We start from the raw sequence: 13875 nt of genomic DNA on the forward strand, positions 1-13875 counted from the left end.
AGACTTAATACCAAACCCAAAAAGTAAGATTAGCTGTGTCAAACTCGCTTAGCCTACAAGGCGTAGTACTTTCACTCGTTTTCCTTGCCACTCTAATTTCTGTGAATGGTATAAAATTATTTTTATTAAACGGCGATATAAAACTGATATACAAAATTAGAGCAGCTATTGAGCATTATTAGTAAACAAGCAATTTATAGTTGATTTACTTTAAAACTGCTTATATACAACTATTAACCGTATTTTTCTAGTAATACCTTTCTACTGAATAGGCAGCGCATAGCGGGTGTCATCATGATGCTGCGTCGCTGGCTGCGATATCAAAAACCCACCCTGACCCAAACTACCGAAACTGCTCTCAGATAACGACAAAGGGGTGATGTATTGCTTGTCCAACTCGAGTTGCATCTCGACCGCCAAGCAAACACCGCACCATTTACGGATAAAATCAATAATGACTTGATACATATCCCCTGCTGGTAACAGTCTTAAATAACGCTCCGCGTCCAACTGATGAAAGATAATTCTAATCTTGCTATCAAACTGTACGACGCGCGCACCGCAAAATGCGGACAACCCAAGGGCAGCATGCTGACCACCAAGTGCTGTCTGTTCACTAGCTGGTAAATCAAACCACTCCGGTACGAATTGCTCGACACTGACGGTGCTGTCTAAAAAATGCGACAGTACATGTGACAACTGATCGGCTGTCAGGCGTCCTGGGGCGATCATGCCAGCATAAGCAATCAAGCTATCGATGGCGGTTAGCTTCTTCGGCTGACGCGCCAATGCCCGCAAGCTCAGTAGGTAGTTGTCTTTTTTATTATTTATCTCATACTGTAATGGCAGGTTATAAAACCAACTCGCTTGCACATACAAATCGGTTAAACGATGGTTAAATAAATCTAAAAATGCCGGTGCTGCTTTATCTTTTGCATGATTGACCCGCGACGCCAGATGATCGGTATACATCGCTGGCAAGGCTGACAACGGGCCAGTCAATCCGATAACTGCTGGATAAACCTCTATCTGTCTGGCTTTTAATGAATTAGCCTTTACTTGACCATCCTTTAATGAGCTGCCACTGTCTTCCATATTGTCCTGAGCAATGATTGACATCGACTCAATTTCAGCTTGCGGATAGGCCAATGACAACGAGGCACGGTAACGTACCTCAATAGGTGCATGCCCCATACTGACTTCATGCCGAACCAAACGTAGTGCTTGGATTAACTCATAGGATTGCGGCGCCGCCATTAGATCCGTTAAATAAGAGGACTGAGACCGCTGCGTGGCTGACATCTGTATACCTCCTCTTTGGTCACAGCATCACTGATGGACACTTCAACAAAGCTGTTTAAGCTGGCGTGATAGCCAAACACATGCGCCAATAAATGGGCAAACTGGCGAATACTGACACCGGCGAAATTCTTTTGATTGATGTTAATGTTAATCAGCGTACCGCGCACGAACCCGGGTTGAGGCAAACGCTGAATACGTCTCGCTTCAATACTGGTCTCGACAGAGACGATACCTTCGACCAACAGTTTATTGGAAGCAGATTGCGTAATGTCATAGAGCGACAGATACTCTTTCATCAGCTCCGCATCTTGGGCGGCAAGCGATAAAAAATTCAGACTAATCAGCGATATTAACCGCCAGCGCTCCTCTCCGGTATAGTCAAATCTTGCAGTTCGGGTTGGCTGCTTCAATAACGACAGACTGCTAAACCCCGACATCCCTTCGCTAAACAAATCACCACGGCTTTGCCCGAACACTACTTGGGATGGCAAATCTCTATTGGTACACAACAAAGACGCACTCATGCTCACCGCACCTGATAAATCCTCGCGGTTCTTTTCTACAAACATAATCTGATATTCAAAACCCTGTTTGAACTCAGCCATATCCTTATCACGTTTAATATGATAATAACGACCTTCATCTTGCTGCTCATAATGATTGAGTGCATAAAATGGATGATACTCACGTTGTATCAAGCGATTGTCACTTTGCTTAGATTCTATGACTTTATTAACCTCATAGATTTCATGTTGAAAAAGTGCGCGCGTATCAGGCACCAAATCATAATAGACAGAACGATGCGTCACTTGGATGGGCTTAGCAGCCGCTTTGAATAAATTGACGACGGGCGTGCAAAACAGCTTGATACTGCTGGCACTGAGCTGCTGCAAGTTTTTTAGGCGGATAGTATTTTTTTTATCAAATCTAAAGTAACAGCGAATCTCAAAGCCATTGCTATCGATCTTTAAATTTGGACAAACCTTACCAAGATTAAGGCGTAAGAAATTGAATTTTTCAGGGAAATAGAAGTATTCTTTTAATAAGGCAGAGGCAGCATTACTCACTCGATGGCTCGGAAGAATTTGCTGCTCAGGATCGAAGCCTATAATCTCAAACGGACTACCCGTAATCTTATTGACCTGCCTACCATGCAGATGCGTTTGCTTGACATCACACCCTAGTAAATCCCATAGACTGGTGCCCTGACTGGCGTCCTCGTCTATATACAAATCTAACGAGTGGTTTAATAAGGCTTGATAGTCAAAGCTTGAATTAAGCCCCTTAAATTTGATACTAATACAGCCATTAAGCAGTCCATGCTGATTGTCATACACCTCTTGACGAGTTTCAAAGTCGACGCTATCTATCTGTAGCGGCAGCAAGGTCACATCTTGGGTTGACTGAAACTGGCAAGGCGTGCCATTTATTTTTTGGCTGGCGAAAGGGCTATTTTTAGGGACTAAGACTGCCTCGCTCATCGCATTACCCTGTACGCCTAGATTGAACTGTGCAATAGAGACCGATGGAAAAGGTTTGAGATAATCGGGATAAACGACTTCTAATAGCGATTCGGTAAAATCAGCGTATGAATCGTCCAATTTTTTATTGATACGCGCACTGATCAGCGAAAAAGCCTGTATCAACCGCTCTATATGCGGATCATCTACGGTATCGTGCCCCATCAACAACCGATTGGCTATTTTGGGATATTTTTTGGCAAACTCTTTTGACTGTTTATTAAACAGGCTAAGCTCATGCTCAAAGTAAGGAAGTAGACTGTCCATGACGCCTCAATATATTGATCGCTGCTAACTGTATAAATTGAGCGGTAGTAGTAGTTATTTCATTAATGGGATAATGATTATTTTATTAAGTAACGCTGAGAGCTTGGCTCAAAGAACGCATCGAAGCTGACCAGCTCTTGTGCTGGATAAACCTTTAATAATGCTTCAATAGAAAAACACAGTTGATTGACATCAACAGCACCAATATCTAACGAGACGCGAACGTTTTTTAGTCGGGTATCTTGCTGCTCGACTGTTTGAGCTATTTGGCGACAGATATAATCACAGTCAGTAGGATTGGCACTGCTGAGTCCCACAAAATCTAATATGCCAAAATTCAATATCGATGAACGCACATGCTGATACTTTTGCAGTCTACTAGACACCACACAGCGCGTATTCAATAAAGCTTCAAGGTCTCGTGCGACCGAAGACTTTAGCTCATCGATATTAAGACGACGAACCACGAGCTCATGCGACAAATGACGGGGCTGATCATCAAATAACTGCTCGAACAAATTTGGGCGAAATCCAATTTCTTTGTTAGAAGCGTTAGTGGCGTAATTCATTGATATAATCACTCCTATTTAACAAACAAAAAAGAAAGGCCTAGATATAAACCTTTCTTTTTCGGTTCGACACAATAGATGACACCTGATACAACCTAAATTAGGCGGTATAAGTAGCAGTATTGTTGGCTAGTGACCATTTTTTAGTCACAGCGCCTTTAGCAGTACCATCGATATCTTGCTGGGTGTAAGTCCATTCAACAGCGGCATACTTGATACCGACTTTTTCGATTGGTACGCCTTCAGAACGTACCGTTGGCTCGACACTTGCGATCAGCGCATGCTTAAGTTTTACTTCAAGATATTTAACGCGTTTGTCACCGTTGGCACGATAAAAATCAATTTGGATCTCATCAAAAGTATAACCAGCAGAACACGCTTCCCATAGTTTAGGGCTGGTCGAGTCCAAGTCTTTCATAAACGTCATGTCAGCATGCTCACAACGCTCAGAAGTATGACCACCAACGCTACTTGCTGTCGCTGATTTTGGCTGACGGATCAAGTGATCCCAAGTATTTACTTCAAGCCAACCTTTATGCTCGCTATCACGAGACTCGCCATCAATTTTATATTTACCGCGGAACTGAATATAAATATCTTTCATATCACATACCTTTTTTAAAATTTAAATTTCACGTTAGTTTTAATAAACGATCAGCTGTTGCTAGATTGCGGCAGTTGAGTGACCAGACGCAAAGAAACAGACAATTCGTCAAGTTGAAAGTGTGGTCTCAAAAAGACCACGGACTTGTAGACACCAGGCTTACCCGGCACTTCTACAACTTGTACAGAAGCTTCGCGCAGTGGGTACTGGGCTTTTGCTTCTTGTGAGGCGCCGTCATCTAGCAAGACATAACGAGAAATCCAGTCATTTAAAAACGACTCAACATTACCAGGCGCTAAGAAGCTGCCTACCTTATCGCGCATCATCGCTTTTAGGTAATGGGCAATACGTGACACCGCCATAATGTATTGGATCTGCGTCGATAGCGCAGCATTGGCGTTGGCATCATCGTTTTGATAAGTTTTGGCTTTTTGCACCGACTGCGCCCCAAAAAAAGCAGCGTAATTGGTATTTTTGCAATGGACTAACGGGATAAATCCTAAGTCGCTCAACTCTTTTTCTCGGCGATCGGTGATAGAGATTTCCGTTGGACATTTAAGTGCCAAATCCCCTTCATCCGTCTTAAAGGTATGAACAGGTAACCCTTCAACCAAGCCACCACCCTCAACGCCGCGAATGGCAGCACACCAGCGATAGTCAGAGAAAGCCGCCGTCAAGCGTGAAGCGAACGCATAAGCCGCGTTCACCCATAGATAATCGTCATGATTATTACCAGAGACTTCTTCCGTAAAATTAAATCCTTCAACCACCGTGCCATCTTTAGGATCGTAAGGCAGACGACCTAAAAAGCTAGGCACAGTTAACGCAACATATCGCGCATCTTCTGACTGTCTGAACGCGCGCCAGCGTATATATTCAGCGGTTTCAAATATCTTTGACAAATCACGCGGGCGACCAATGTCGGTAAAGGAGTCGAGACCAAACATTTCAGCGGAAGCCGCCGACACAAAGGGTGCATGAGAAGCGGCCGCAACATGAGACAATTGCTCAAGAAGATACATGTCTGAGTTTTGGCGAGTAAATTCAAAGTCACCAACGATAGCGGCATAAGGTTCACCACCGAAGCTACCGAACTCTTCTTCGTATATTTTCTTAAACAGCGTGCTTTGATCAAAATCAATTGACGATTGAAAATCTTTAGTCAGTTCGCGCTTCGTAGTATTCATCATACGAATCTTTAGCATGGATTCCGACGGAGTCTGGCTACATAAATAATGCAAGCCACGCCAGCTGGACTCTAGCTTTTGAAACTCGGGCGCGTGCATGACGGTGGTCAGCTGCTTGGAGATCAACGCGTCAATTTGGGCAATACGCGCGTCAATCGATGCGGCCAAATTATCTGACAACGTTACGGTGCCTTGCATGACTTCATTGGCAAGCTCTGCAATTTGCGACTTGGCACGATTTTTTTCGTCATCAGACTTGGCAACGTTACTTTTATTGACGATTTCTTCGAGTAAGTCGTAACTGTCATTATTTAACGCATCAGGTGCTAGATTTTGCTGGGCTTGGGCACTCATCGTTTAATCCTCACCATCGGTTTGATTTTGTTCCGCCATTTTTTTGACTTGCTCAGTGTTCTTAAGCACGTCATCTAATAGGTCTTCAAGTTTTTCGTTGGCCGATATTTTATTGCGTAAATCTGCTAAGCGATCTCGTGCTTGTACCAATTGCTTTAGTGGCTCAATTTGATCAGCAACCGCTTCAGGACGAAAATCGTTGATACTATTGAATGCCAAATCAACTGCGAATTCGCCGCCTTTATCACTTAAGTCATTGCTTACTCGAAAGGTCGCACGCGGTGCTAGACCTGACATCACCTCATCAAAGGTATCCAAGTCCACTTCGACAAATTTTTTGTCTTTAAAGCGTGGTTGTTCAAGGGTGGAATCTCCTGAAAACTCTCCCAAAACGCCAACGACAAAAGGAATTTCCTTGGTTTCGATCGCATCGCCTACTTCAACGTCATAAGTCAGATGCACCCGAGGCGCACGTACTTTTGCGAGTTTCTTTTGTACACTGTCTTGCTTTGCCATAATAAGTTACCTCAGCAATGTCTAGTTTGAACGCAATATACTGAATGGATCAGTCGATTTGGCGTTACTTTTTTTGGTAGGTGAAGGTTTAGTAACAGGCTTAACTTTTGGTGGTCGTGGCGGTTTTTTTACGGCTGGTTTTTTCATAGGCTTCGATGCTTTTTTTACAGACACCTGGGGCTGAGGTTTTGATTTAGTGCCTGATTTACCGCTTCTAGGCTTGACGACTGGCGCTGGTGGTTTCGGCAAAGACTCATCGTAATTGAAACCATAGATATCACCATATATTTTACTTAAAGCGTACTGATACTCCTTCAAAAACGCTGCGTCCACTTCATCAGTGAGATAATCTGACTGCAGTTGGCTTTGGGAGACGATAGCGCTGCTATTGAGTAGTATCTTTTTTAGCTTAGCAGTGCTTTGACCCAGATCAATGGCTTCACTGGCTGCGTAAACAGCATAAGCATGATAGCCATTGTTAGAATAAATCTGCGCCAAAATCTCCCATGCTAGCGAGTCATTAGGATTACGAGATACTCTTTGGTTCAAATCCGCGACCAGTTGATGCAGTTGCGGTGATTTTGCATCAGCATTTTTGAGTGCCGAAAATTGATTTATGATGCTAGAACCGGGGTCTTTTTCTTGTATGACAAGCTCACTATGGGCGGTAGTCATTGCTGAACCCATGATGAACAGACCTGCCAAAAACGCTTTGGATAGCGTAAAACTGACTCTAATATTGCTTCTGATACTGGTCATTGTAAGTCGGTGCTCGCCATTATTGGTGTGAGATAAATACATGTGCCTGCTCAACATTATTTTAATTAGACGCGTTAACTAAAGTGGTGATATTGGTGAGCGTTTCATTCAGTGTTGCCTTATCACCACTATTCATCAAACTATTATCGTGATAAGCATCAATATTACTTTCCATCACTTTAACTGCTGAAAGCATGGCAAGCTGACGTGCATCAAGCCTTTCATTATCAACGCTTAGAGCCTCATTAGCTGCTCTCAATGCCCGTGCATAGCGTTTTGCGTCGTAGTTATTTTTGGCAATAGTCATCCACGCTTCACTGCTAAGTTGATTGCCGTTTGACAAATAGGCAAGCGAAGGCTCACTCAACTGCTTCACTATTGGTTTGCTGACCGTGGTTTGTACATTTTTCTGAGCAGTGGTGCCACAACCCGCTGTCAATAAAGACGCGCTAAGTAAGACTGATAGCAGACCTGCGGTGGCAAGTTTATTACGATAAATAGGATTCATAACAACAGGATCATCACTAAAAATATAAAAGGATAGATTTTTTAAAAGAAATAAATATAACTAAAGTTCATTAATCATAAAAAATCAATGAGGTTGATTATACATATACTTGACAATATTTCAATAAACTCTATACTTTTCTTAATAAATAATTTAGTAAATCACCCATTCAAGCCATTTTCTTGGTATAAAATACGCAGTAACGGTACCCTTCTTATGCCTTCTAAGACCAATCGTCTACATAATATTACCGTTCATACTGATAATCCAACGATAAACACCTTTTACCCTGTTTCGTTTTGCGGTGCAAGCGGCATTAATCAATCTGACAATATTGACATACTAGTGTTTAGTTATAATTTTATCGAATCGAACGCTTGTTTATCATTAATCAATGCTCCGATATGCTTAACCACGTTTTCCGCTGATCGTACCGCTAGCTGTCGTACTGGGCTGATACGCGGCATCCGTTATCAGCAATCTGATGGCGCGATGCACTTTTATACTTTAGAAGTTGTTAGCCCCGATTGGCAGTTGGCACAGTCGATACATACCCGCAGTTTTATCAATCAATCGACGCTCGATATTGTTACCCTCATCCTTAGTGATTACGATTTAAATTGGCAAATATCTGAGTCTCTTTTGTCATCAGATGATGAATCATCCGCACGTTTATCGGCACCTTTATCCATGCGTATACAGTCGGATGTCAGCGACTATGAATTTGTTACTGGTCTGCTCGCTGATATTGGTATATCGACTTTATGGGTGTCAGGGAATTCCGTTGATGAGCTTGGCACGTGGTGGTTGGTTGATGGTTTAGACACAGGCGAGCTCATACCGCTGACCTATAGTTATGCTCAGTCATCCGTACAATCAGGTCAAGATAGTGTCAATACGCTACAAATGAGGTCGCAGCAACTTGGCAGTGATAGGGTAATAGTACGAGCAGATGGGTTGGCGGCAGATACCATTTATGAAGGTCAAGCAGTAGATGAGTCACTGCTTGCGATAGATGACACGACGGTATTAATTGGTGCACCCTCTCGCGTGAACAGCGAGGACGCCGCTACTTATATAGCAGAGCAATGGATATCTGCCAATCGCTGTCAGCGCGAAACTTATCAAGCGACGGGTGCCCTGCGTGGTCTGAGCGTCAGTAGTCCAGTGAGTATCAATAACCTACCCTCTATTGGTAGCTTATCCACGCATTGTATCGCGGTTACCTTAATCGGTATTGAGCCTGACAACGATAGCGTGTCATACCATCATCAAGTATTTATCAAACAGTGGTTACAGCGCACTGCTCAGCATATGCACTGTCATGCAATGAATCACAATCACTTTTCAATACCCGATCATGGCTTTGACATCGCCCGCGATACTGGGGTTTGGGTATTAGCGACGTTACTTGACGCTGCTATTCCTTATTGCCCTTATCCCAGTTCTTTATCCTTTGCTAGTAGCACTTACACGGGTCTCGCCCAAGCTCGTACTGGTGACACAGGTTTATCAGCTTCCCCCAGCTATGACTCAAGTGTCAGCACTGACAATCTACAGCAAACTATTACTACGTCTGTCTGGTCAGGTATCAGCCCTCATGATGATGGCACTACCCCGCCACTGCGCTCATTGCAGCTGTCATCGGGTAGCACGCATGGTTGGCAGTTTGCGCCAAGGCTTGGGCAGTCGGTGCTGCTTAACCATTGGTACGGTGATATAGACAGTCCTGTGATTAGCAGATCGCTTTATGACGGTATCGGTATGGGTGATGTCGATGAAAAAGACATCACCACTCGTGATAGCGGACTATCGAATAGACATAACTTACAAGGCGGCGCGTCCCCTAGATGGCATGGTGGTGGTTTGGGTCATTCGCAAATTAGTGAAGATGATGGGCACAGTGGTTGGATTTCTGGTATTGCTCAATATGGGCTGACGTCCGACTCTGAAGTGACCCTAAGTTTCGATGACACGCCTAATAAAGTCGGTCTTCAATGGACGGTGAATACAGGATCACGTGCCAATGCTGAGACACCAACCATCACTTCTAGCGCCACCTTTGCCCCTGATGAGCACGTGCTTGAGCTTGGCATACTGCGTCATCGCTTTAGCAATCATCAATCAAGCGATAGCGGTCAAGGCATTAATCTGGCAAGCGACCATGGCTTACAAATCACCGGTGAGTCAGGCGTGCTGCTCTCCACCTTTGATATCAGACATAGTCAAAGCGAGCACGAGTCAGCTTGGGTCAATGATGCAGGACAACGCCAGTTAACAATGGGCACTGCGCTGAGTGAAACCTTCAAAGAGGCCAAGCAGGCACATTTGCAATCCACGGCAGCACTTAGCAATACCAACCAAACGATAGAAGCCTTTAAGACCAGTGCACAAATCATCGATGAGACCCTCAATACGGAAGTATTGGGCGCGCCCGATGTGATGCTGGTCAGTAAAGACAGTATCTTAGCGTCAGCAAGTAATACCCTATGGACGGCGAAAACAATCGTTAGGCAATCAGGCGCAACTCAGTCGGATGTGGTGGCAGGCAATTATACGCTGACGGCAAATACGATTGACTCGCTCTCTGGGGTTGGTGGTCAAGCCGATCTATCAGGACTGCATATTAGTGCCAATAGAGAGCCACTAGCGATACAAGCACAGGGTGGTGAGTTGCAATTACACAGTCAACAAAGCATGACGATTGGTAGCGCGTCAGGACAGGTGAATGTGTCAAGCCCTAAGCGCATTAAGCTGCAAACCTCAGCCGGAGCTTCTATTACCATCGATGACAGTGGTATTAAGCTGGTGTGTCCGGGGGTGATTAAGGTTAAGGCGGTGAAGAAAGAGTTGGTTGTGGGAGCATGGTGTCATTACACTCCTCCTGAAGAGCCTTATAATGAGATGTATGTGGTTAAAGATACTTTAGGTAATATCATCGCCGGGTTCGCTTATAAAATTAAGACATCTGAGGGCAAAGTTTATCGCGGGGTAACAAATGACAAGGGTGAAACAATACGGATTGGTACAGGGAATAAGTCGGTTGAATTTGAATTAACCGCCGATACTAATGAAGAGGATAAATAATGACGAGCGCTAAAAGCAATAAAAGAAAAGGATCCTTTGTACCAGTAGTACAAGATGGTAAGACAGTGAATTTATTCTTTGATGGGACTAAAAATAATTTATATAACACCGATACCTATAAAGGTTTTTCTGCAAAACAGAAAAAAGAGCATAACGAGGACGAGACCAGCTATTCCAATGCTTACTCTAATGTGACTCATTTATTTTTAAACAGAAGTAAAAACGGCTCTCAATTTTGGATCTATATGGAAGGAATTGGTACTGTTCAAGGTGATGAAGATGATGAACTGTTAGGTTTTGCTTTTGGTGATGGTGATACGGGTGTAGTTGAACGTGCTAAAGAAGCATTTGGTAAAATAGAAGGAAAGGTAGGAAGAAAACCCACTATACTCTATATCAATGTTTTTGGCTTTAGCCGTGGAGCTGCAACCGCTCGTCACTTTATTCATTTAGCCAAATCAAACCCTAAGCTTTTCAAAAAGTGGAACTTATCAGCAAGCCAAATTCGCTTTAAATTTGTCGGTTTGTTTGACACCGTTTCGTCCTATCAATATGTCAGTTTACGATCTGGCTTAATAAGCGGATTAATACCTGTCGGACAGGCTGTTAACCATAATTTTGATAATGATGTATCAGAGCTGAAGTTAGACTTTCGAAATTTGGATGCCAATGATAAAAAAATCACTAAAGTCTTTCATATTATAGCTGCCGACGAGTATCGCGAGAACTTTTCAGTCACCAATATTAGATCGGCGATTAATGGTGGCTTTGGTTACGAAGTAATAATGAATGGGGCACATGCCGATGTTGGTGGTGCCTACCCTGATAGTACTAAAGGTAAAAAATATGATATTGAAGAAGGAGATGAGACTCTAAAAACTTGGCTAATAACTAAAGAGTTTTATAAAGCCGATCAAATAAAACTGATCAAGCGAACTATTGGGAGTAATTATTATAAAGCCGAGCGTACCAATGCCGTTTATTACGACATACATAAAGTATCTTTAAACATGACAGCTCGCATGGCAACAACCTATGGCAGTATGAGCTTTATGCCAGAATTAATCACTTATTATAGTAGTTTGAGACCCGGTATTAGGCAATCGATGGGTAAATTGCCAGATAAAGTAATAAAAGGTGTTAAATGGGGAGGCCGTCTAAATCTAAGTCTAGTCGAAGGTAAGACAACTAAGGGATTTAGAAACAGCTATATACACTGGTCAGCAAAATACGTTAAAGGCTCCGCAACAGCTGATTTAGGTTTTGGTCTAAGACGCTTAAAAAATGGTGAAGGCGTACCTTTTAGAAAAACGATAAATGGTTGATACCAGTATCTATCAAATTAACAATTGAGTTCAAACAATGATGTCATCCAAATGGTCTACAACGATAAAGCTTATAACGATCGCTATCTTTGTGCTGTCATCACTGGAATTTGTGTGGCTATACAAGGAAAAACAAATGAGAGACGATAGAGTGGTCGAATGGGGGGCTCATGTCTCAGAAGCAGACTATACCCTATACAAACAAGACAATCTTACCAATAGCGTGAGTTTGCAGAAGTCAGATAAAATACGCAGTTATAGTACCAGCTTTTATCTAGCTGACGGCACTTGGTTACGCTCACTACACGGTAGTGGGGATTTTTGGGGCTATGGCAGCGCACCGCTAGGGGGCAATGAGTTCGAGCAGCCATTGCCAGATAAGGTACAAGTTACCTACTTGGATAAGGTAGCCAACCAATATTATCAAGGTGAGCACCTGCTACCCACTGCTAAAATATATGCACTGATGACTAGCACCAATAGAAAGCAGATCGACAGTAATCCAGGATCTGATAGTGCTGATAAAAACTATTATGCCATAGAACTTGGATTTGCTCCCAAGGGCTGGGTAATTGTTTTTGTCACTGGTTGGTCTGGCCGTAAAGAAATTACCTCATTTCAAGCCACGCCTATCGAGCCTGACTCAGCAACCATTGAAGGCGAGAAGATATCTAGCGGTGACGACTACCTTCTTATCGATTACGAATACTACCTAAAAAATAAAGACGTTAGCAAAAATGATAACCTTGCTGCTTTCAAGAATAAAAGCCCAAAAGGTTATGAGCAATGGCAATCAGGGGAATGGACGATCTCATCAGAGTGGTACAAGCAGATGCAGACCAAGTATCCTTGGAATCTGTCTATAACCATTGATGGACAAGAGTGGAACGGGGAGTACTACGCTGAATTTGCCAACACCGAAAGGTTTGCGGTACTGGATGACCAATTTGATAAATATAGTAAAGCGCTCAAAGCAGTACCAACTAAGATTATAACTTGGGTAGACAATAAAGGCACTGGTGAGCGCATCGAAGTTGAAGTACATCTATTTCCTAGACCACAGTGGGCAGCTCAAGGTATTGGCAAAGCCTCCTATAGACCTTACTATCAAGATCCAAATTTAAACTATTTTTTCAAATATTTTGATAGTCTGTATCCTAAGCGTTCGCTCGCTACTAACGAGCAACCTGCTAATGCAAATGATTTTGCAACGCTCAAGCTAGATTTTGATAAAGATTTAGTGTTAGAAAGCGCTTATTTACAAAAAGGTAATCAGGAAATATCGATTGAAGGTGCGTATCAGTTCTCACGTACACCAATAGATCCTACACAAGGGCAGTATGTCGCCAAAACTGGTTATCCACAATTTATCACTGCCCCTAAAATAAAAAATTTAAGTGATCCTGCTTTTGTGAATATAAACTAATTGTTTAAGCTAAAAATATTATATCGCAACAATGAACTTGACCATATTTTCCACTGATCGCACTGCTAGCTACCGTATTTGCCTTATACGAAGCGTCAGTTACCATCATTTTGATGGCGCAATACTGGGATTTGGGTATCAGCGACGTTACTTGACGCTGCTATTCCTTATTGCCCTTATCCCAGTTCTTTATCCTTTGCCAGTAGCACTTACACGGGTCTCACCCAAGCACGTACTGGTGACACAGGTTTATCAGCCTCCCCCAGCTATGACTCCAGTGTCAGCACTAATAATCTACAACAAACCATCACCACGCCTGTTTGGTCAGGTATCAGTCCTCACGATGACGGCACTACCCCGCCACTGCGCTCATTGCAGCTGTCATCGGGTAGCACTCATGGTTGGCAGTTTGCGCCAAGGCTGGGACAGTCGGTGCTGCTTAACCATTGGT

At 43.1% G+C, this 13875-nt stretch carries 12 protein-coding genes; 4 read left to right on the forward strand and 8 right to left on the reverse strand.

Going from position 1 to position 13875, the window contains the following annotated elements:
- Positions 1–261: 261 nt before the first annotated feature.
- From tssG to I3257_RS10885, 8 genes are all read right to left on the reverse strand, one after another.
- On the reverse strand, positions 262–1302 hold the full coding sequence (tssG, locus tag I3257_RS10850) for a type VI secretion system baseplate subunit TssG (RefSeq protein WP_238049747.1): 1041 nt from the start codon (positions 1300–1302) through the stop codon (positions 262–264).
- Positions 1266–3089, reverse strand: coding sequence for a type VI secretion system baseplate subunit TssF (gene tssF / locus I3257_RS10855; protein ID WP_238049748.1), 1824 nt, complete (start codon positions 3087–3089; stop codon positions 1266–1268). The genes tssG and tssF overlap by 37 nt, the downstream gene beginning before the upstream one ends.
- 77 nt (positions 3090–3166) lie before the next feature.
- Complete coding sequence (gene tssE, locus I3257_RS10860; RefSeq protein WP_045451932.1) at positions 3167–3658, reverse strand: type VI secretion system baseplate subunit TssE; 492 nt, start codon at positions 3656–3658, stop codon at positions 3167–3169.
- A 100-nt stretch (positions 3659–3758) separates the two neighbouring features.
- Positions 3759–4262, reverse strand: a complete 504-nt coding sequence (locus tag I3257_RS10865; RefSeq protein ID WP_025651832.1) for a type VI secretion system tube protein Hcp — start codon at positions 4260–4262, stop codon at positions 3759–3761.
- A 50-nt stretch (positions 4263–4312) separates the two neighbouring features.
- A complete protein-coding gene (gene tssC, locus I3257_RS10870; RefSeq protein WP_045451930.1) occupies positions 4313–5803 on the reverse strand; it encodes a type VI secretion system contractile sheath large subunit in 1491 nt (496 codons plus the stop codon).
- A gap of 3 nt (positions 5804–5806) precedes the next feature.
- Positions 5807–6319, reverse strand: coding sequence for a type VI secretion system contractile sheath small subunit (gene tssB / locus I3257_RS10875; RefSeq protein ID WP_045448203.1), 513 nt, complete (start codon positions 6317–6319; stop codon positions 5807–5809).
- A 21-nt stretch (positions 6320–6340) separates the two neighbouring features.
- On the reverse strand, positions 6341–7120 hold the full coding sequence (locus tag I3257_RS10880; protein ID WP_238049749.1) for a hypothetical protein: 780 nt from the start codon (positions 7118–7120) through the stop codon (positions 6341–6343).
- Between the two features lie 19 nt (positions 7121–7139).
- Positions 7140–7586 (reverse strand): hypothetical protein, encoded by a 447-nt coding sequence (locus I3257_RS10885; RefSeq protein WP_238049750.1) that lies wholly within the window; start codon positions 7584–7586, stop codon positions 7140–7142.
- Positions 7587–7802: 216 nt separating this feature from the next.
- Here I3257_RS10885 and I3257_RS10890 point away from each other — a divergent pair, with 216 nt between their 5' ends.
- From I3257_RS10890 to I3257_RS10905, 4 genes are all read left to right on the forward strand, one after another.
- The gene (locus I3257_RS10890; RefSeq protein WP_238049751.1) at positions 7803–10673 is read left to right on the forward strand and encodes a DUF2345 domain-containing protein; all 2871 of its coding nucleotides are present in this window, start codon (positions 7803–7805) and stop codon (positions 10671–10673) included.
- On the forward strand, positions 10673–11998 hold the full coding sequence (locus I3257_RS10895; protein WP_238049752.1) for a DUF2235 domain-containing protein: 1326 nt from the start codon (positions 10673–10675) through the stop codon (positions 11996–11998). Before I3257_RS10890 ends, I3257_RS10895 begins: the two co-directional genes overlap by 1 nt.
- Before the next feature lie 136 nt (positions 11999–12134).
- Positions 12135–13424: a DUF2931 family protein gene (locus tag I3257_RS10900; protein WP_238049753.1), complete on the forward strand. Its 1290-nt coding sequence runs from the start codon at positions 12135–12137 to the stop codon at positions 13422–13424.
- Positions 13425–13575: 151 nt separating this feature from the next.
- Positions 13576–13875, forward strand: a 300-nt coding sequence (locus I3257_RS10905; protein WP_238049754.1) for a hypothetical protein, incomplete at its 3' end; no start/stop codon positions are given.

Source organism: Psychrobacter sp. Ps7, assembly GCF_022129225.1.
Classification (GTDB): Bacteria; Pseudomonadota; Gammaproteobacteria; order Pseudomonadales; family Moraxellaceae; genus Psychrobacter; species Psychrobacter immobilis_A.

What these genes read in the sequence shown, in the direction of transcription:
- tssG (WP_238049747.1), bottom strand. Translation starts at nt 1,302, where the DNA reads ATGTCAGCCACGCAGCGGTCTCAGTCCTCTTATTTAACGGATCTAATG.
- tssF (WP_238049748.1), bottom strand. Translation starts at nt 3,089, where the DNA reads ATGGACAGTCTACTTCCTTACTTTGAGCATGAGCTTAGCCTGTTTAAT.
- tssE (WP_045451932.1), bottom strand. Translation starts at nt 3,658, where the DNA reads ATGAATTACGCCACTAACGCTTCTAACAAAGAAATTGGATTTCGCCCA.
- I3257_RS10865 (WP_025651832.1), bottom strand. Translation starts at nt 4,262, where the DNA reads ATGAAAGATATTTATATTCAGTTCCGCGGTAAATATAAAATTGATGGC.
- tssC (WP_045451930.1), bottom strand. Translation starts at nt 5,803, where the DNA reads ATGAGTGCCCAAGCCCAGCAAAATCTAGCACCTGATGCGTTAAATAAT.
- tssB (WP_045448203.1), bottom strand. Translation starts at nt 6,319, where the DNA reads ATGGCAAAGCAAGACAGTGTACAAAAGAAACTCGCAAAAGTACGTGCG.
- I3257_RS10880 (WP_238049749.1), bottom strand. Translation starts at nt 7,120, where the DNA reads ATGTATTTATCTCACACCAATAATGGCGAGCACCGACTTACAATGACC.
- I3257_RS10885 (WP_238049750.1), bottom strand. Translation starts at nt 7,586, where the DNA reads ATGAATCCTATTTATCGTAATAAACTTGCCACCGCAGGTCTGCTATCA.
- I3257_RS10890 (WP_238049751.1), top strand. Translation starts at nt 7,803, where the DNA reads ATGCCTTCTAAGACCAATCGTCTACATAATATTACCGTTCATACTGAT.
- I3257_RS10895 (WP_238049752.1), top strand. Translation starts at nt 10,673, where the DNA reads ATGACGAGCGCTAAAAGCAATAAAAGAAAAGGATCCTTTGTACCAGTA.
- I3257_RS10900 (WP_238049753.1), top strand. Translation starts at nt 12,135, where the DNA reads ATGAGAGACGATAGAGTGGTCGAATGGGGGGCTCATGTCTCAGAAGCA.